Below are 16636 nucleotides of genomic sequence, written 5' to 3' on the forward strand. Positions count from 1 at the left end.
GAAGAGGACGGACCGGCGGCCTCGTCAGGCCGCGAAACGCATCGCCGCCGCATTGGCGGCCGAACGCGCCATCGCGTCGAGCGCCAGCAGGTCGGCTAACGATGCAGGCTTCGAGGAGGGCACCGCTTCCAAAGTTTCCATGTTGACCGCATGAATGCGGTCGAAACGCAGCCGCCGATCGAGAAAAGCCTCGACAGCGACCTCATTGGCGGCGTTCAGCACCGCGGTCGTGCCTGGCGGCGCCCTCAACGCGTGCCAGGCGAGCGCCAGCCCCGGGAAGAGCGCATCGTCGGGGGGGGCGAAGGTCAACGCCCCCATCGTGCGGAAGTCCAGACGCGCAGCGCCGCTCTCGATGCGGTGCGGCCAGGCCAGGCCGACCGCGATGGGCACACGCATGTCGGGAGTGCCGAGCTGCGCGATCACCGACGCGTCGGTGAACTGCACCATCGAGTGCACCACGCTCTGCGGATGGATCACCACCTCGATCTGCTCGGGCATCACGCCGAAGAGATGGCGTGCCTCGATCACCTCGAGCGCCTTGTTCATCATGGTCGCCGAATCGACCGAGATCTTTCGCCCCATCACCCAGTTGGGGTGCGCGCAGGCCTGCTCCGGCGTCACGTTCGCCAGCGTGTCCGCACGCCGCGTGCGGAACGGGCCGCCCGAGGCGGTCAGGATGATCTTGTCGATGCGCTGCGCCCAGGTGCTCGGGTCTTCGGGCAACGACTGGAAGATGGCCGAATGCTCGCTGTCGATGGGCAGCAGGGTCGCGCCACCGGCGCGCACCGTGTCCATGAACAGCTCGCCGCCCACCACGAGGGCTTCCTTGTTCGCCAGCAGCAGGCGCTTGCCGGCGCGCGCCGCCGCCAGGCAGGGGCCGAGGCCAGCCGCGCCGACGATCGCCGCCATGACGCTGTCGACGTCCTCGTGCGAGGCGATGGTTTCCAGCGCCCCCTCCCCTTGCAGCACGCGCGTCGGCAGAGCGTTGTCTCGCAACAGCGCGGCAAGCCGGTCGGCGTGCGGTGCGCTCGCCATCACCGCGAAGCGCGGGGTGAAGCGGGCGCACTGGGCGAGCATCTCGTCGACCTTCGTCGCGGCAGAGAGCGCGAACACCTCGAAGCGCTCCGGATGGCGGGCAATGACATCGAGGGTGCTGACACCGACCGAGCCGGTCGAGCCGAGCACCGTGACGCGTTGTCGTGCCATCGCGTTCACAGCGACGCCAGCATCATGGCGATCGGCAGCGTGGACAACAGCGCGTCCACCCGATCGAGCACGCCACCGTGGCCCGGAAGCAGGTTGCTGCTGTCCTTGACGCCGGCGCTTCGCTTCACGAGCGACTCGACCAGGTCGCCGACGACGCTCATCGCCGCGAGGAACAGCACACCGATCAGCAGCAACCACCAGCCGCGCCCGGCCAGCCGTGTGTAGAGGCTGGCGACCGTGGCCTGCGCCGACGCATCGGCCCACACCCAGGCCAGCGCCAGCACCAGCACGCCCACCATGCCACCCCACACGCCTTCCCAGCTCTTGCCGGGGCTGATCGAAGGCGCGAGCTTGCTGCGCGTGAACTTGAGCCCGAAACGCCGGCCTGCGAAATACGCGAAGACATCGGCCACCCAGACCAGCACCAACAGCGACAGCAGGAAATTGATGCCCCAGATGCGCGCCTGCACGGCGGCCATCCAGGCAACCCACAGGGCCAGCAGCCCGGCAACCAGACGCACGGCGCGCGGGATGCGCGGCCAGCCCGGCACCGCGACGCGCAACAGCAGCGCGCCGCCCAGCACCCAGGCGGCACTGGCGGCCAGCCAGATGCCCATCAGGCGCTGCTCGAGCAGCCCGAGCCACCACGACAGCGCACACAGCACCACCATCTCGACGCCCAGGAAAACGGACATGCGGGGGCCGTAGCCATTGAGCCGGCCCCATTCCCAGGCAGCAGCGCCGATCATCACCAGCATCACGCAGGCAAAGGGCACCGGGGAGGGATAGAAGAGCGCCGGCAGCAGGATGGCCAGCAGCACCACCGCGGTGATGATTCGTTGCTTGAGCATCAGGCGATCTGCCGGTCGGTCGGGGACGCGTTCAATTGCGCCGAGGTCTTGCCGAAACGCCGCTCGCGTTTCTGGAAGGCGGCGATGGCCTCGTCAAGGGCCTTCTCGTCGAACTCGGGCCACAGCTTGTCGCTGAAGAAGAGCTCCGCGTAAGCGCTCTGCCACAGCAGAAAATTCGACAGCCGCTGTTCACCGCCTGTGCGGATGAGCAGGTCGGGGTCGGGCACATGGGCCAGCGCCATGGCGCGATCGAGGTTGGCTTCGGTCAGCGCTTCGCCGCGCCGCGCGAGTTCTGCGGCCGCCCGCGCGATATCCCATCGACCGCCGTAGTTGAAGCACACGTTGAGCACCAGCCGATGGTTCTGCGCCGTGGCCGCCTCGGCCTGCAGCAAGCTGCCCACCATCTTGTCGGACAAACCGCCGCGTTCGCCCACGAAGTGCAGCTGGACACCGTCTTCCTTGAGCTTCGGAACCTCGCGCGCCAGGGCACCGACCATCAGCTCCATGAGGCCGGTCACCTCTTCGACAGGGCGATTCCAGTTCTCGGAAGAAAAGGCGAAGACCGTGAGCACCCGGACTCCCCGATCGCCGCAGGCCTTGACGCAGCGCCGGAGCGACTCCACGCCCTGCTTGTGCCCTGCAACGCGCGGCAGAAAGCGCCGCGTCGCCCAGCGACCATTGCCATCCATCACGATGGCGATGTGGTGAGGCACCGCGGGCGATGCGCTCATCAGACCGCCATGATCTCGGCTTCCTTCGCCGCGATCAGCCGGTCGATCTCGGCGATATGCCGGTCGGTGACCTTCTGGATCTCGGCTTCGGCGCGCTTCTGGTCGTCTTCCGACGCCAGCTTGTCCTTGACGAGCTTCTTGACCGCTTCGTTCGCATCGCGGCGCAGGTTGCGCGTGGCGATCTTGGCGCTCTCGCCCTCGTTGCGGACCAGCTTGGTCATCTCCTTGCGGCGCTCCTCGCTCATGGCGGGCAGCGGCACACGGATGAGTTCGCCCATCGACGCCGGATTCAGGCCCAGGTCGCTCTCGCGGATGGCCTTCTCGATCTTGGCGCCCATGCCCTTTTCCCAGGGCTGGACGCTGATGGTGCGCGAATCGAGCACCGACACGTTCGCCACCTGGCTCAGCGGCACCGTCGAGCCGTAGTAGTCGACGTGGATCGAATCCAGCAGCGCCGGGTTGGCGCGGCCGGTCCGGATCTTGGTGAGGTTGTTCTGGAAGGCGGCGATCGACTGGTTCATCTTGGTGTCGGTCGCACTGCGGATGTCTGCAATGGTCATGTCAAGGTCTCCTCAAGCGTGCACCAAGGTGCCTTCGTCCTCGCCCATCACGACCCGCTTGAGCGCGCCGTGCTTGAAGATCGAGAACACCTTGATCGGCAGCTTCTGGTCACGGCACAGTGCGAACGCGGTCGCGTCCATGATGCCGAGATTTTGCGCGATGGCTTCGTCGAAGCTCAGCGTCGCATAGCGGGTCGCGGTCGGGTCCTTCTTCGGGTCGGCGGTGTAGACGCCGTCGACCTTGGTCGCCTTGAGCACCAACTCGGCGCCGATTTCGGCACCGCGCAGCGCGGCGGCCGTGTCGGTGGTAAAGAAGGGATTGCCCGTACCGGCGGCGAAGATCACGACCTTGCCCTCTTCGAGGTACTGCAAGGCCTTGGGGCGGACGTAGGGCTCGACCACCTGCTCGATGGCGATCGCGGACATCACGCGGGCGATCAGGCCCTGCTTGTCCATGGCGTCGGCCAGCGCGAGCGCGTTCATCACGGTCGCGAGCATCCCCATGTAGTCGGCGGTCGCACGGTCCATCCCGACCGAGCCGCCGGCCACGCCGCGGAAGATGTTGCCGCCGCCGATGACCACCGCCACCTCCACGCCCAGGTTCACGACCTCGGCCACCTCTTGCACCATCCGGACGATGGTCGCGCGGTTGATGCCGAAGGCGTCGTCGCCCATCAGCGCCTCACCCGACAGCTTCAACAAGATTCGCTTGTGGGCTGGGCGGGCATCGGGCATGGGCAATTCCTTGGAGTGGTGAGCGGGGCGAGTGTAAGACGGAGCGGTCGGAAAACGACGGCGCGGCGGGCGCGCCGTCGTGCAGGCAGGAAGACTCAGGCGGCCGCCTTGGCGGCGGCGACCTGGGCAGCCACTTCGGCCGCGAAGTCGTCGACCTTCTTCTCGATGCCTTCGCCCACGACGTAGAGCGTGAAGCCCTTGATCGAGGTGTTCACGGCCTTGAGCATCTGCTCGACCGTCTGCTTGTCGTTCTTGACGAAGGGCTGGTTGTGCAGCGAAACCTCCTTGAGGTACTTCTGCACGCCGCCTTCGATGCGCTTGGCGACGATGTCGGCAGGCTGCGTCTTCTTGCCTTCGGCTTCGGCCGTCTTGCGGTCTTCCTCGGCCTTGCCGGCGGCGACTGCGCGCTCCTTTTCGATCAGTTCGGCAGGCACGTCACTGCTCGAGATGGCGACCGGCTTCATGGCGGCGATGTGCATCGCCACGTCCTTGGCCGCAGCGTCGTCACCCTCGAACTCCACCATCACGCCGATGCGGGTGCCGTGCAGGTACGACGCCAGCTTGCCGCTGCCGCCGAAATGCTTGAAGCGGCGAAAGCTCATGTTCTCGCCGATCTTGCCGATCAGGCCCTTGCGCACGTCCTCGAGCGTCGGGCCGAAGCCGTCCTGCTCGTAGGGCAGCGCGCCCAGCGCGGCCAGATCGGCCGGGTTGTTCTTGGCGACCAGCATCGCAGCGGCGTTGGCCAGCGCGAGGAAGCTGTCGTTCTTGGTGACGAAGTCGGTTTCGCAGTTGATCTCGATCATGCCGCCGGCATCGCCGTCGACGAAGGCCGTGACCACGCCCTCGGCAGTGATGCGGCCCGATGCCTTGCCGGCCTTGTTGCCGAGCTTGATGCGCAGCAGTTCTTCGGCCTTTTCCATGTTGCCGTCGGCCTCGGTGAGGGCCTTCTTGCATTCCATCATGGGCGCGTCGGTCTTTGCGCGCAGTTCGCCCACCATGCTTGCGGTGATTGCAGCCATTGTTCGTTCTCCGTATTCAAAAAATCAGATCAAAAAAAGGGGCCACAAAGCCCCTTCTTCAAGGCTCGCGCGGACGCGATCAGGCGGAAGCGCCCTCTTCGACTTCCACGAATTCGTCGCTGCCGGCTTCCTGCACGGCCTTGACCACGTCGTTGCCCGCATTGTTACGGCCTTCGATGATCGCGTCGGCGATGCCGCGGGCGTACAGCGTGACGGCCTTCGACGAGTCGTCGTTGCCGGGGATCACGTAGTCGATGCCTTCGGGCGAGTGGTTGGAGTCGACCACGCCGATCAGCGGGATGCCCAGCTTCTTGGCTTCGGCCACGGCGATCTTGTGGAAGCCCACGTCGATCACGAAGATGGCGTCGGGCAGCGCGGTCATGTCCTGGATGCCGCCGATGTCCTTTTCGAGCTTCTCGATTTCGCGCGAGAAGGTCAGTTGTTCCTTCTTGCTGAGCGAATCGAGGCCGGCTTCCTGCTGGGCCTTCATTTCCTTCAGGCGCTTGATCGAGGTCTTGACCGTCTTGAAGTTGGTCAGCATGCCGCCGAGCCAGCGGGTGTCGACGAAGGGCACGCCGGCGCGGCGGGCTTCGGCGGCCACGATTTCACGGGCTTGGCGCTTGGTGCCGACCATCAGGATCGTGCCGCGGTTGGCGGTGAGTTGCTTGGCGTACTTCATCGCATCCTGGAACATCGGAAGCGACTTTTCCAGGTTGATGATGTGGATCTTGTTGCGATGGCCGAAGATGAACGGGGCCATCTTGGGGTTCCAGAAGCGGGTTTGGTGACCGAAGTGGACACCGGCTTCCAGCATTTCGCGCATGGTCGTCGACATAGGAATAACTCCAAAGGTTGGGTCTAAAATCCAGCCCGTTTCGCGGCCTCTGTTTTGCGAGGACGCGACACCTTGAGTGGGCTGGTTTGCGGATGTGTTTGCGCCGTCGTGGAACCGTGAAATCCCGCTTGGCGAAACCCAAAGAGTATAGCACGCCCTCCCCACCTCACTCCTCCCATGCACCCTGATCTGCACGCTACCCGCCTGGCCATCGCGGCCGGAACCTCCGACGCGCGCACCGAAATCGAGCATGCCGTCGCTGCCGCGCAATCGCCGGCCAATCGGCACACCTTCACGCGGACCCTGTTCGACGAGGCGCGCCGGGAGGCCGCCACGGCCGAGCGCACGCTGCCGCTCGCCGGCCTCGCCTTCTCGGTCAAGGATCTGTTCGACGTGGCGAACCAGCCGACGCCGGCGGGCTCGGTCGTCCTGACCCACGCGCCCGCCGCGACGGCAGACGCACCGGCCGTCGCGCGGCTGCGCGCGGCCGGCGGCGCCCTGATCGGCCGCACGAACATGACCGAATTCGCGTTCTCCGGTGTCGGCGTGAACCCGCACCACGGCACGCCGGCCAACGCGGCCGATCCGGCCACGCCGCGCATTCCCGGCGGCTCCTCGTCCGGGGCCGCCGTGTCGGTCGCCACCGGCGCCGCCTTCATCGGGCTGGGCTCGGACACAGGCGGCTCCATTCGCATTCCGGCAGCGCTCAATGGCATCGTCGGCTTCAAAAGCACCGCCCGCCTCGTCCCGACGGACGGCGCGATCCCGCTGTCGACCACGCTCGACACCGTCTGCGCCATGACGCGCTCGGTGCGCGACGCGGTCACCGCGCACGAAGTGCTGGCCGGGCGCCGGGTCGCCCCGGGCGACAAGCCCCTGTCGGCCCGGCGCCTCGCGGTCGTCCGGAACCTCTTTCTCGACGAGGTCGAGCCGGCCGTGGCCCGCGCCTTCGACGCGGCGCTCGTCGCCTTGCGGGTGGCCGGTGCGCAGATCGAGGAGATCACGCTGTCGCCGCTCGCGGACCTGCCGGCCATGAATGCCACCGGCTTCTCGGCGCCCGAAGCCTATGCGTGGCACCGGCTGCTGCTGGAACGCAGCGGCGCCGGCTACGACCCGCGCGTGGCGCAGCGCATCCTGAAGGGCGCGACGACGAAGGCCTACGAGTACCTCGATCTCGTGCGGGCACGCCGCGACTGGATCGCCCATATGGAAGCCGCGCTGCAGCGCTTCGATGCGGTGCTGTCGCCGACCGTGCCGATCACCGCGCCGACGATCGCCAGCGTGGCACCGGGCGCGGAGCGCGATGCCGAATTCTTCCGCGTCAACGGGCTGCTGCTGCGCAATCCATCGGTCATCAACATGCTGGACGGCTGTGCGATCTCGATCCCCTGCCAGGCGCCAGGAGACGCGCCGGTCGGCCTGATGCTCTGGCATGCGTCGCTGCACGACGACGCCGTGCTCGCCATTGCCGCCGAAGCGGAGCGCGCGCTGCAACAATAGCGCCCTGCGCTGCGGCCGCGCCCTGCGGTCGGCGCCATTCCTTCACCGAAGAATCAATGAAAATCGCGATCGTGGGCGCCGGCATCATCGGCGTCACCACCGCCTGGGAGCTGGCCAGCGACGGCCATGACGTCACCGTCTTCGAGCGCCGCGGTGCCGCGGCCGAGGAATCCAGCTTTGCCAATGCCGGCGTGGTCGCGCCGGGCTACGTCACCCCCTGGGCCGCGCCGGGCATGCGGATGAAGGTGCTGCGTTCGCTGCTCTCCACCCATGGCGCCATCAAGGTGCGATGGCCGCTCGCGGCACGCGACCTGCGCTGGATGTCGCACTGGCAGCGCGCCTGCAGGCTCGAGACCTACCTGGCCAACCGCGCCCGCATGCAGCGCCTGGCTTTCTACAGCCGCACCCGGCTCCACGAGATCAGCGAGGCGCGCGAGCTGAGCTACGAGCGCAGCGACGGCTACCTCGTGCTGCTGCGCTCCAAGCGCGAACGCAAGCTGGTGCAACCGGGCCTGGAGGTGCTGCGCAGCGCCGGCAGCGTGTTCCGCGAGATCGACGCCGACGAAGCCCGCCGGATCGAGCCGGCCCTCAGCACCGACACCGAGCTGGCCGGCGCCATCCATCTGCCCGAGGACGAGGTGGCGAACTGCCGACAGTTCGCCCTGCTGCTCAAACGCGAAGCCGAGTCGCTCGGTGCGCAATTCCACTTCAACTGCGACATCGCGCCACTGAGCCGCGCGGCACCGCGCTCGCTCGCGCTGGCCGCCGGTTCCGATGCGGTCACCTACGACGCCATCGTGGTCTGCGCCGGCGTCGCATCGGCGGCGCTGCTGCGGCCCCTGGGCATCCGCATGCCGCTGGCACCGGTGTACGGCCACTCGGTGACGGCCCACATCCGCGAGCCGCTCAACGCGCCGCGCAGCGCCGTGATGGACGAGCGCTACAAGGTCGCCATCTCCCGCATGGGCCTGCGGGTGCGCGTGGCCGGCAGTGCGGAGATCGGCGGCTCGCTCGACACGATGAATCCGGCGGCGCTGCAGACGCTCTACAAGGTGCTGCACGACTGGTTTCCCGGCGCGGCCACGCTGCAGACCGGTGTTCAGCAGTGGAAAGGCGCACGGCCCATGCTCCCGGACGGCCCGCCGGTGATCGGGCCGAGCGGCGTGCCGGGCGTCTGGCTCAATCTCGGGCATGGCTCCAGCGGCTGGGCGCTCTCGTGCGGCAGCGCGCGCGTGCTGGCCGACCTCGTCGCCGGCCAGGACGCCGGGATCGATCTGGAAGGCCTCGGCATCGAGCGGCTGCTCTGAACTGCGGCGCCGTCGCACAATCGGCGGCATGCAACGCATCACCTCCGAGTCCGACGCGCCGCTCTTCGACATCGCCGCCACGCGCCGCCTCGAGCACGTCGCCGCGGCCGCGCTGCCGCCCCACACGCTGATGCAGCGGGCCGGGCACGCCGTCGCGCGGCTCGCGATGGCCCTGGCGCCCGATGCACGGACGATCTGGGTCGCCTGTGGCCCCGGCAACAACGGCGGCGATGGCTTCGAAGCGGCGGCGCAACTGCAGCGTCACGGCTTCCATCCCGTCGTGACCCATCTGGGCGACGCAGAACGCTTGCCCGCAGACGCGCGCGCCTCGTTCAAACGCGCCCGCGCCGAGGGCGTCGCCTTCGCCGATTCACCCCCCCCCGTCTACGACCTGGCCATCGACGCGCTGCTGGGCATCGGCGCCGTACGCCCGCCCGAAGGCGTGATGGCCGAATGGCTCGCGCGCATGCACGCGAGCCCGGCACCGCTGCTGAGTGTGGACGTGCCTTCGGGCCTGGATGCGGACACGGGCGCCTGGGGGGTCGCCCCGCCCTTTTCAGCGGCCGGACGGCGCTGCTGCCTGACGCTGCTGACCCGCAAGCCGGGGCTCTTCACCGCACAGGGCCGGGATGCGGCCGGCGAGGTCTGGTTCGACGACCTGGGCTGCGCCGCCGGCGAAACACCGACGGCACGCTTGAATGAACGCCCCATCGACCGACCTCGAACACACGCCAGCCACAAAGGCAGCTATGGCGACGTCGCCGTCATCGGCGGGGCACCGGGCATGGCGGGCGCGGCCTTGCTCGCCGCATCGGCCGCACTGCATGCGGGCGCCGGCCGCGTCTACGTGGCCCCGCTGGACGAAACGGCCGCCATGCTCGACATGCAGCACCCCGAACTGATGTTCCGCCGGCCGGCCGCGCTGGAGATGGCCAACCTGAGTGTGGTCTGCGGCTGTGGTGGCGCTGGCGCCGTGCACGCGGTACTGCCGCGCGTGTTGTCCACGGCGAAGGCGTTGGTGCTCGACGCCGACGCGCTCAACGCCATCGCGCACGACGCATCGCTGCAGGCGCTGCTGCGCCAACGCGCCGCACGCGGCCTTGGCACCGTGCTCACGCCGCACCCGCTGGAAGCGGCGCGGCTGCTCGGGATCGACGCGCAGCAGGTCCAGGCCCATCGCCTGCAGGCGGCGATGTCCATGGCGAGCCGCTTTGCCTGCACCGTGGTGCTCAAAGGATCGGGCACGGTCATCGCCGCACCGGGCGAGATACCGCGCATCAACTTCGGCGGAAACGCCCGGCTGGCCACCGCCGGGACCGGCGATGTGCTCGCAGGGATGGTGGGCGCGGGCCTGGCGGTCGGCGAGGCAGCGCATGCCGCGGCGTGCGCAGCGGTCTGGCGGCACGGCGACCGGGCCGATCACTGGCCCGAAGACCGGCCACTGACGGCCGGAGCGCTGGCCCACGGGTGTTGCGCCTCGACCTGAAGCCGAGGCCGCACTTCAAGCGCTCAGCCGCGCCCGACGAAGGGCATCTTCGTCGCCATGATCGTGTGGAACAGCACGTTGGCCTCCAGCGGCAGGTTCGCCATGTAGAGCACCGACTGGCCGACGATCTTCACGTCGATCAGCGGCTCGATCGCCAGCTCGCCATTGGCTTGCGGCACGCCCTTGGCCATGCGCGCGGCGAGTTCGGTCATGGCGTTGCCCACGTCGACCTGGCCGACCGCGATGTCGTACTTGCGGCCATCGAGCGACGCCGTCTTGGTCAGGCCCTGCACCGCGTGCTTGGTGGCCGTGTAGGCGATCGAATTCGGACGCGGCGCGGTCGCCGAGATGGACCCGTTGTTGATGATGCGGCCACCGCGTGGCGTCTGCGCCTTCATCACCCGGAACGCCTGCTGAATGCAGAAGAACATGCCGGTCAGGTTGATGTCGACCACCCCCTGCCATTGGGCCGGCGTCCAGTCCTCGAACGGCCCGGGCGGATTGCCCACGCCGGCGTTGTTGAACAGCAGATCGACCCGGCCGAAGCGCTCCACCGTGGCTGCGAACAGCGCCTCGACGGAGGCGGCATCGGCGACGTCCGTCGGCACGGCGAAGGCGCGCGAAGCGGCGCCCGACTCGTCGGCGACCTGCCCGAGCGGCTCGGCCCGACGGCCCGCCAGCGTGACGTTCCAGCCGTCGGCCAGCAGCGCCAGCGCAGCCGCGCGGCCGATGCCAGTGCCAGCGCCGGTGACGATCGCTGTTCGAGGTGCAGTGTTCTGTGTCATATCTTTCTGTCTCCTTCGTTCATCCACGGCGGGGCTTGCGCCCCTTCATCTTGTTGGCGGCCTTCTTCACCGCCGACTTGAAGGCCTGCATGGCCGACTGCGCACCATCGGCGCGTTCGACCGGCAGGGACACCGCCTCGGCGCTCTTGCCGCCGCCGCGAGAACTGCGCTTGGCCGAGGCCTTGACCGGCACGCCACCCGAACCAACGCCCTTGTCCTTCATGGCCCGCGCTGTCAGTTCTTCGCCTTCGCGCACCAGGCGGAAGTCGATCTTGCGTCCGTCGAGGTCGACACGGCTGACCTGCACCCGCACCCGCGTGCCGATGGCGTAGCGGATGCCGGTGCGCTCGCCGCGCAGCTCCTGGCGCATCTCGTCGAACTTGAAGTACTCGCCGCCGAGCTCGGTGATGTGCACCAGGCCCTCGACGTACATCGCATCGAGCGTGACGAAGATGCCGAAGGTCGTCGCCGCGCTGACCACGCCGCCGTATTCCTCGCCCAGGTGCTCGCGCATGTACTTGCACTTGAGCCAGGCCTCGACGTCGCGGCTGGCTTCGTCGGCGCGGCGCTCGTTGGCGCTGCAATGCAGGCCGGCCGCTTCCCAGGCCTGCACCTCCTTGCTGGGCGCGACGACCGCCTTCTGCGGCTTGTTCGTCGGCACCTTCACGCGCGAAGCCAGCCGCTTGGCCAGCTTGGCATGCGCCTCGCCCGGCGTCGGCAGCATCGGCAGCGTGTACTTCTGCTTGTTGAGAATCGCCTTGATCACACGGTGCACCAGCAAGTCGGGATAGCGCCGAATGGGGCTGGTGAAGTGCGTGTAGGCCTCGTAAGCCAGGCCGAAGTGGCCGCTGTTGATCGGCGTGTAGATCGCCTGGCTCATCGAGCGCAACAGCATCGTGTGGATCTGCTGTGCGTCGGGCCGCTCCTTGGTGGCCTCCGCGATGGCCTGGAATTCGCCGGGGCGCGGGTCTTCGGTGATCGACAGGCCCACGCCCATCGCCTTCAGGTAGCCACGGAGGATTTCCTTCTTCTCGGTGGTCGGCCCTTCGTGGACGCGGAACAGGCCCGGGTGTTTGCCTTCGGCGATGAAGTCGGCACTGCAGACGTTCGCCGCGAGCATCGCCTCTTCGATCAGTCGGTGCGCTTCGTTGCGCGTGCGCGGCACGATCTTCTCGATGCGGCCCGCGTCGTCGCAGATGATCTGCGTCTCGGTGGTTTCGAAGTCCACCGCACCGCGCTTGCTGCGCTGCTTGAGCAAGGCTTTGTAGACATCGGACAGGTTCAGCAGATCCTTCACGCGGTCCTTGCGCTTGGCTGCTTCAGGGCCACGCGTGTTGCCCAGGATGGCCGCGACTTCCGTGTAGGTGAAGCGGGCATGGCTGAACATCACCGCCGGATAGAACTGGTAGGCGTAAATCTCGCCATCGGCCGCAACCAGCATGTCGCACACCATGCACAGTCGCTCGACCTCGGGGTTCAGCGAGCACAGGCCGTTGGACAGCTTCTCGGGCAGCATCGGAATGACCCGGCGCGGGAAGTACACGCTGGTCGCGCGCTCGTAGGCGTCGATGTCGATCGGCGAGCCCGTCTGCACATAGGCACTGACGTCGGCGATGGCCACCAGCAGCCGCCAGCCCTTGCCGCGGCCCACCTTCGCGGGCTCGCAATAGACCGCATCGTCGAAGTCGCGCGCATCTTCGCCGTCGATGGTGACGAGCGGCACGTCGGTCAGATCGACGCGGCCCTTCTTGTCGGCCGGCCGCACCTTGTCGGGCAGCGCCTTCGCCTCGGCGAGGCCTGCCTCGGAAAACTCGTGCGGCACGCCGTACTTGCGCACCGCGATCTCGATCTCCATGCCGGGGTCGTCGATCTCGCCGAGCACCTCCTTGACGCGGCCCACGGGCTGCCCGAAGAGCGCCGGCGGTTCGGTCAGTTGCACCACCACCACCTGGCCGACCTTGGCCGTGCCGGTGGCGCCCTTGGGGATCAGGACATCCTGACCGTAGCGCTTGTCCTCGGGGGCGACGAGCCAGACACCGCCTTCATGCAGCAGCCGGCCGATGATCGGCTGCTCGGAGCGCTCGATGATCTCGACCACGCGTCCTTCGGGGCGGCCGCGCCGGTCCTGCCGGACCACGCGCGCCTTGACACGGTCCTTGTGCAGGACCGCACGCATCTCGTTGGGAGGCAAATAAATGTCTGCTTCGCCGTCGTCGCGCTGCACGAAGCCGTGGCCGTCGCGATGCCCTTGAACGGTGCCTTCGAGTTCATCCAGCAGGCTGCTGGAAGTGCCGTTATTTTTGATATGATCTCCTTCTTTCCTGAAATTCAAAACATGACTGCTTCTTGCAGTCGTGAAGCCCAGATGGCGGAATTGGTAGACGCACTAGTTTCAGGTACTAGCGAGTAACATCGTGGAGGTTCGAGTCCTCTTCTGGGCACCAAGTTTAAACAGACCTTTACCAGGTCGTCATTCGATTCAAGCCACCGGTCTCCGGTGGCTTTTTTCATGCCGATTCGCCGCATCGCGATCGAAGCGGTCGAAAAAACAGCATATAATTCGAGGCTTCGCTGAAAAGCGAACCGTAGCTGCTTCGGCAGACACGAAGCCCAGATGGCGGAATTGGTAGACGCACTAGTTTCAGGTACTAGCGAGTAACATCGTGGAGGTTCGAGTCCTCTTCTGGGCACCAAGTCAACGCTGACCTCCGCCAGGTCAGCCGAATCAAGCCACCGGTCTCCGGTGGCTTTTTTCTTGGGCCTCTCAACCGGCATCGACATCAGATGGGCAGCGCAACCAGGTCGTGCCCCTCGACGCCGACGACGCGGGCGCGCGTGAAATCACCGACCTTCAGCGTCTTGCTGATCTTCTCGGGCGGCAGCAGCCGCACCGTGCCGTCGATCTCGGGCGCATCGGCGTACGTCCGGCCCACGCCCCCCTTGCGGCCCAGGCCGGGTGCCGAATCGACCAGCACCTGCATCGTCGCACCGATGCGCCGACGCAGCTTCGCGGTCGACACCGCCTCGGCCACCTCCATGAAGCGGGCCCGACGCGCCTCGCGCACCTCCAGCGGGAGCATGCCCGGGATCTCGTTGGCCGCCGCACCTTCGACCGGGCTGTAGGCAAAACACCCGGCACGGTCGATTTCCGCCTCACGGATGAAGTCCAGCAGATGCTCGAACTCTTCCTCGGTCTCGCCAGGGAAACCGGCGATGAAGGTGCTGCGGATGACGAGTTCAGGGCTCATTTCGCGCCAGCGCGCGATGCGCTCCAGGTTCTTCTCGCCGCTGGCCGGCCGCTTCATGCGGCGCAACACGTCGGGGTGGCTGTGCTGCAGCGGCACGTCGAGGTAAGGCAGCACCTGGCCGCTCGCCATCAACGGAATCACCTCGTCCACGCTCGGGTACGGGTACACATAGTGCAGACGGACCCACGCGCCGTAGGGCTCGGCGATCTCGCCGAGCGTGCGCACCAGTTCGAGCATGCGCGTCTTCACGGGTTTTCCGTCCCAGAAGCCGGTGCGGTACTTGACGTCCACGCCATAGGCGGAGGTGTCCTGGCTGATCACCAGCAGTTCCTTCACGCCCCCCTCGAACAGGGCCTTCGCCTCGCTCAACACATCGCCCACCGGCCGCGACACCAGGTCGCCGCGCATGGACGGGATGATGCAGAAGGTGCAGCGGTGGTTGCAGCCCTCGCTGATCTTCAGATAGGCATAGTGCCGCGGCGTCAACTTGATGCCGGCCACGCCGAAGGCGTTCGGCACGAGATCGATGAACGGGTCGTGCGGCTTGGGCAGGTTGGCGTGGACCGCGTCCATCACCTCCTGCGTGGCGTGCGGCCCGGTCACGGCGAGCACGCTGGGATGCATCTGGCGCACCAGGTTGCCGCCTTCGGCCCCCATCTTGGCGCCCAGGCAGCCCGTGACGATCACCCGGCCGTTGCCGGCCAGCGCCTCGCCGATGGTGTCGAGGCTCTCCCTCACCGCATCGTCGATGAAGCCGCAGGTGTTGACGATGACGATGTCGGCGCCCTCGAAAGTCTTGGATGTCTGGTAGCCCTCGGCGCTCAGCTGCGTGAGGATCAATTCGGAATCCGTCAGGGCCTTGGGGCAGCCCAGGCTCACGAAACCGACCTTGGGGGCGGCCGGCGTGACGGTTCGTTCAGGGGAGGCAACTTCGCTCATTGCCCTATTGTCCCAGTTAAACCGATGTCCATCGGCGGCGATGGCCTCTCACGAGGCCAGCCAACGCCGCATTTCAGCTTCCCGCACGAAACCGACGCAGTCACATGCCAGGGATACCGCGGAACCGGCTCCGCCGGGCCGCTGGTATCGCCCCTCGAGGGGGAGGCGGCGACACGCAGTGCGCCGCTTCGGGGGTGGGTTCATTTCAGGGACGCTTGATGCCAAAAGCGCCTAAAACCTGCTCGGTGTTCTTCTGCATCTGCTCCTGCATCTGCACGAACATGCTCTTGGACTGCTCGACGTAGTTGCCCATCAGCCCATGAAGCATCGGCGACTGGACGGTCATGAAGCGCGCCCACATCTCGGGCGTCAGTTCCTCGGCCTTTTCGGCCAACTGGGCCTGCACCTCGGTCATCGCCTGGATGTTCTTTTCCAGGTAGGGACCCATGTAGCCCTGCATGGCCTGACCATAGAAACGGATGATGCTGGCGAGCACCGGCTCGGTGAACATCGGGGCGCCGCCCGCCTCTTCTTCCAGAATGATCTGCAGCAGGATGCTGCGCGTCAGGTCGTCGCCGGTCTTGGCGTCGCGCACCACGAAGGGCGCGCTCTGCATCACGAGTTTCTTGACCTCGGCCAGCGTGATGTAGGTGGACGTGTCCGTGTCGTAGAGCCTTCGGTTCGGGTACTTCTTGATCACGCGCTGCACCGGCTTGGAACCGGATTTCTTGCTCTGCACTGAGGACTCCTTCACGTGTTCACGCCGATGGCGCGCGAACGATTCTAGGGAGCGCTTTTGCTGCACCGCGCCAAGGTTAACCCTGACCGGCGCGTCAGCCTCAAAGTGCAGTGACGTACTCCGCGCCACACACCTTGCAGAGCGCGGACTCGGGACGTTCCTCGCTTTGCTCGCGGTAATGCAGCGGGCTCTTGATGCCGTTGAAGACCCAGCACCGCGGGCAGTGCTCGTGCCCGGCGCTTGGCAGGTAGGCACGCGCCCGCTGCTCCGCGCGTTCGCGCGTCACCGGCGTGCCTTGCCGCACGGTGCGTGCGACGTCTTCGGCCGCCATCGTCGCGGCCCGGCCGTTGGCCTGGTCGTTGAGTCCGTAGACAACCCGCGCGAACTCGAGCGGCGCATGCCGCAGCAAGGCAGCCACGCGCAGTTCTTCTTGCGCGGAATCGGTCACGGGGGCGGGACTCATCGGGACACGTGGAGATCGAGAATGGCGTTCAAGGTACCACATTCGGTACGGTTTATGCCATTCAATCGAAGGTGATAGACCTCGAGCAAAAACCCGAGGTATCGGTTCAATGTGAGACCGGTGGTTGGCCGGTTCAGTGATCGAAAATTGGTAGGCGCGATTGGACTCGAACCAACGACCCCCACCATGTCAAGGTGGTGCTCTAACCAGCTGAGCTACGCGCCTAAGGATG

At 66.9% G+C, this 16636-nt stretch carries 15 protein-coding genes and 3 tRNA genes; 5 read left to right on the forward strand and 13 right to left on the reverse strand.

What is annotated here, in order from left to right; translation table 11 throughout:
• Positions 1-24: 24 nt before the first annotated feature.
• The 7 genes from ispC to rpsB all read right to left on the reverse strand — a co-directional run bounded on the left by ispC (position 25) and on the right by rpsB (position 5937).
• Positions 25-1206 carry a 1-deoxy-D-xylulose-5-phosphate reductoisomerase gene (ispC, locus tag N8A90_RS13580; RefSeq protein WP_262075440.1) on the reverse strand — a complete coding sequence of 394 codons (1182 nt, stop codon included), beginning with the start codon at positions 1204-1206 and terminating at the stop codon, positions 25-27.
• Positions 1207-1211: 5 nt separating this feature from the next.
• A complete protein-coding gene (locus tag N8A90_RS13585) occupies positions 1212-2057 on the reverse strand; it encodes a phosphatidate cytidylyltransferase (protein ID WP_262075441.1) in 846 nt (281 codons plus the stop codon).
• Positions 2057-2788, reverse strand: a complete 732-nt coding sequence (uppS, locus tag N8A90_RS13590) for a polyprenyl diphosphate synthase (protein WP_262075442.1) — start codon at positions 2786-2788, stop codon at positions 2057-2059. Before uppS ends, N8A90_RS13585 begins: the two co-directional genes overlap by 1 nt.
• On the reverse strand, positions 2788-3348 hold the full coding sequence (gene frr / locus N8A90_RS13595) for a ribosome recycling factor (protein ID WP_262075443.1): 561 nt from the start codon (positions 3346-3348) through the stop codon (positions 2788-2790). The genes uppS and frr overlap by 1 nt, the downstream gene beginning before the upstream one ends.
• A 12-nt stretch (positions 3349-3360) precedes the next feature.
• Complete coding sequence (gene pyrH / locus N8A90_RS13600; protein WP_262075444.1) at positions 3361-4083, reverse strand: UMP kinase; 723 nt, start codon at positions 4081-4083, stop codon at positions 3361-3363.
• A 95-nt stretch (positions 4084-4178) separates the two neighbouring features.
• A complete protein-coding gene (gene tsf / locus N8A90_RS13605) occupies positions 4179-5102 on the reverse strand; it encodes a translation elongation factor Ts (RefSeq protein ID WP_262075445.1) in 924 nt (307 codons plus the stop codon).
• A 79-nt stretch (positions 5103-5181) separates the two neighbouring features.
• Positions 5182-5937 carry a 30S ribosomal protein S2 gene (rpsB, locus tag N8A90_RS13610; RefSeq protein WP_262075446.1) on the reverse strand — a complete coding sequence of 252 codons (756 nt, stop codon included), beginning with the start codon at positions 5935-5937 and terminating at the stop codon, positions 5182-5184.
• A 177-nt stretch (positions 5938-6114) separates the two neighbouring features.
• Here rpsB and N8A90_RS13615 point away from each other — a divergent pair, with 177 nt between their 5' ends.
• Genes N8A90_RS13615 through N8A90_RS13625 form a run of 3 tightly spaced genes read left to right on the forward strand, consistent with a single transcriptional unit; the run spans position 6115 to position 10230 of the window.
• Positions 6115-7437, forward strand: a complete 1323-nt coding sequence (locus N8A90_RS13615) for an amidase (protein WP_262075447.1) — start codon at positions 6115-6117, stop codon at positions 7435-7437.
• A 56-nt stretch (positions 7438-7493) separates the two neighbouring features.
• On the forward strand, positions 7494-8744 hold the full coding sequence (locus N8A90_RS13620; protein ID WP_262075448.1) for a D-amino acid dehydrogenase: 1251 nt from the start codon (positions 7494-7496) through the stop codon (positions 8742-8744).
• Between the two features lie 28 nt (positions 8745-8772).
• Positions 8773-10230 carry an NAD(P)H-hydrate dehydratase gene (locus N8A90_RS13625; RefSeq protein ID WP_262075449.1) on the forward strand — a complete coding sequence of 486 codons (1458 nt, stop codon included), beginning with the start codon at positions 8773-8775 and terminating at the stop codon, positions 10228-10230.
• 23 nt (positions 10231-10253) lie between these two features.
• Here the strand turns inward: N8A90_RS13625 and N8A90_RS13630 are convergent, their stop codons facing one another.
• Positions 10254-11015, reverse strand: coding sequence for an SDR family oxidoreductase (locus N8A90_RS13630; RefSeq protein WP_262075450.1), 762 nt, complete (start codon positions 11013-11015; stop codon positions 10254-10256).
• A 19-nt stretch (positions 11016-11034) separates the two neighbouring features.
• Positions 11035-13293 (reverse strand): ribonuclease R, encoded by a 2259-nt coding sequence (gene rnr / locus N8A90_RS13635; RefSeq protein ID WP_262075488.1) that lies wholly within the window; start codon positions 13291-13293, stop codon positions 11035-11037.
• A gap of 81 nt (positions 13294-13374) precedes the next feature.
• Between rnr and N8A90_RS13640 the strand changes: the two genes are divergently transcribed.
• Both N8A90_RS13640 and N8A90_RS13645 read left to right on the forward strand, forming a co-directional pair.
• Positions 13375-13459: transfer RNA gene (locus N8A90_RS13640), tRNA-Leu, on the forward strand.
• A gap of 164 nt (positions 13460-13623) precedes the next feature.
• Positions 13624-13708: transfer RNA gene (locus tag N8A90_RS13645), tRNA-Leu, on the forward strand.
• An 87-nt stretch (positions 13709-13795) separates the two neighbouring features.
• Here N8A90_RS13645 and rimO read toward each other — a convergent pair.
• The 4 genes from rimO to N8A90_RS13665 form a co-directional block, all read right to left on the reverse strand.
• Entirely contained in the window at positions 13796-15202 is a 1407-nt protein-coding gene (gene rimO, locus N8A90_RS13650; protein WP_262075451.1) for a 30S ribosomal protein S12 methylthiotransferase RimO, read from the reverse strand.
• A gap of 205 nt (positions 15203-15407) precedes the next feature.
• On the reverse strand, positions 15408-15941 hold the full coding sequence (gene phaR / locus N8A90_RS13655; RefSeq protein WP_262075452.1) for a polyhydroxyalkanoate synthesis repressor PhaR: 534 nt from the start codon (positions 15939-15941) through the stop codon (positions 15408-15410).
• A 100-nt stretch (positions 15942-16041) separates the two neighbouring features.
• Positions 16042-16389 (reverse strand): hypothetical protein, encoded by a 348-nt coding sequence (locus N8A90_RS13660; RefSeq protein ID WP_262075453.1) that lies wholly within the window; start codon positions 16387-16389, stop codon positions 16042-16044.
• A 163-nt stretch (positions 16390-16552) separates the two neighbouring features.
• A tRNA-Val gene (locus N8A90_RS13665) sits at positions 16553-16629 on the reverse strand.
• Positions 16630-16636: the final 7 nt, after the last annotated feature.

This window comes from Variovorax sp. N23, from assembly GCF_025486315.1.
GTDB lineage: Bacteria > Pseudomonadota > Gammaproteobacteria > Burkholderiales > Burkholderiaceae_C > Variovorax.

Coding starts and splice junctions, on each gene's coding strand:
- ispC (WP_262075440.1), bottom strand. CDS start 1,206: ATGGCACGACAACGCGTCACGGTGCTCGGCTCGACCGGCTCGGTCGGT.
- N8A90_RS13585 (WP_262075441.1), bottom strand. CDS start 2,057: ATGCTCAAGCAACGAATCATCACCGCGGTGGTGCTGCTGGCCATCCTG.
- uppS (WP_262075442.1), bottom strand. CDS start 2,788: ATGAGCGCATCGCCCGCGGTGCCTCACCACATCGCCATCGTGATGGAT.
- frr (WP_262075443.1), bottom strand. CDS start 3,348: ATGACCATTGCAGACATCCGCAGTGCGACCGACACCAAGATGAACCAG.
- pyrH (WP_262075444.1), bottom strand. CDS start 4,083: ATGCCCGATGCCCGCCCAGCCCACAAGCGAATCTTGTTGAAGCTGTCG.
- tsf (WP_262075445.1), bottom strand. CDS start 5,102: ATGGCTGCAATCACCGCAAGCATGGTGGGCGAACTGCGCGCAAAGACC.
- rpsB (WP_262075446.1), bottom strand. CDS start 5,937: ATGTCGACGACCATGCGCGAAATGCTGGAAGCCGGTGTCCACTTCGGT.
- N8A90_RS13615 (WP_262075447.1), top strand. CDS start 6,115: ATGCACCCTGATCTGCACGCTACCCGCCTGGCCATCGCGGCCGGAACC.
- N8A90_RS13620 (WP_262075448.1), top strand. CDS start 7,494: ATGAAAATCGCGATCGTGGGCGCCGGCATCATCGGCGTCACCACCGCC.
- N8A90_RS13625 (WP_262075449.1), top strand. CDS start 8,773: ATGCAACGCATCACCTCCGAGTCCGACGCGCCGCTCTTCGACATCGCC.
- N8A90_RS13630 (WP_262075450.1), bottom strand. CDS start 11,015: ATGACACAGAACACTGCACCTCGAACAGCGATCGTCACCGGCGCTGGC.
- rimO (WP_262075451.1), bottom strand. CDS start 15,202: ATGAGCGAAGTTGCCTCCCCTGAACGAACCGTCACGCCGGCCGCCCCC.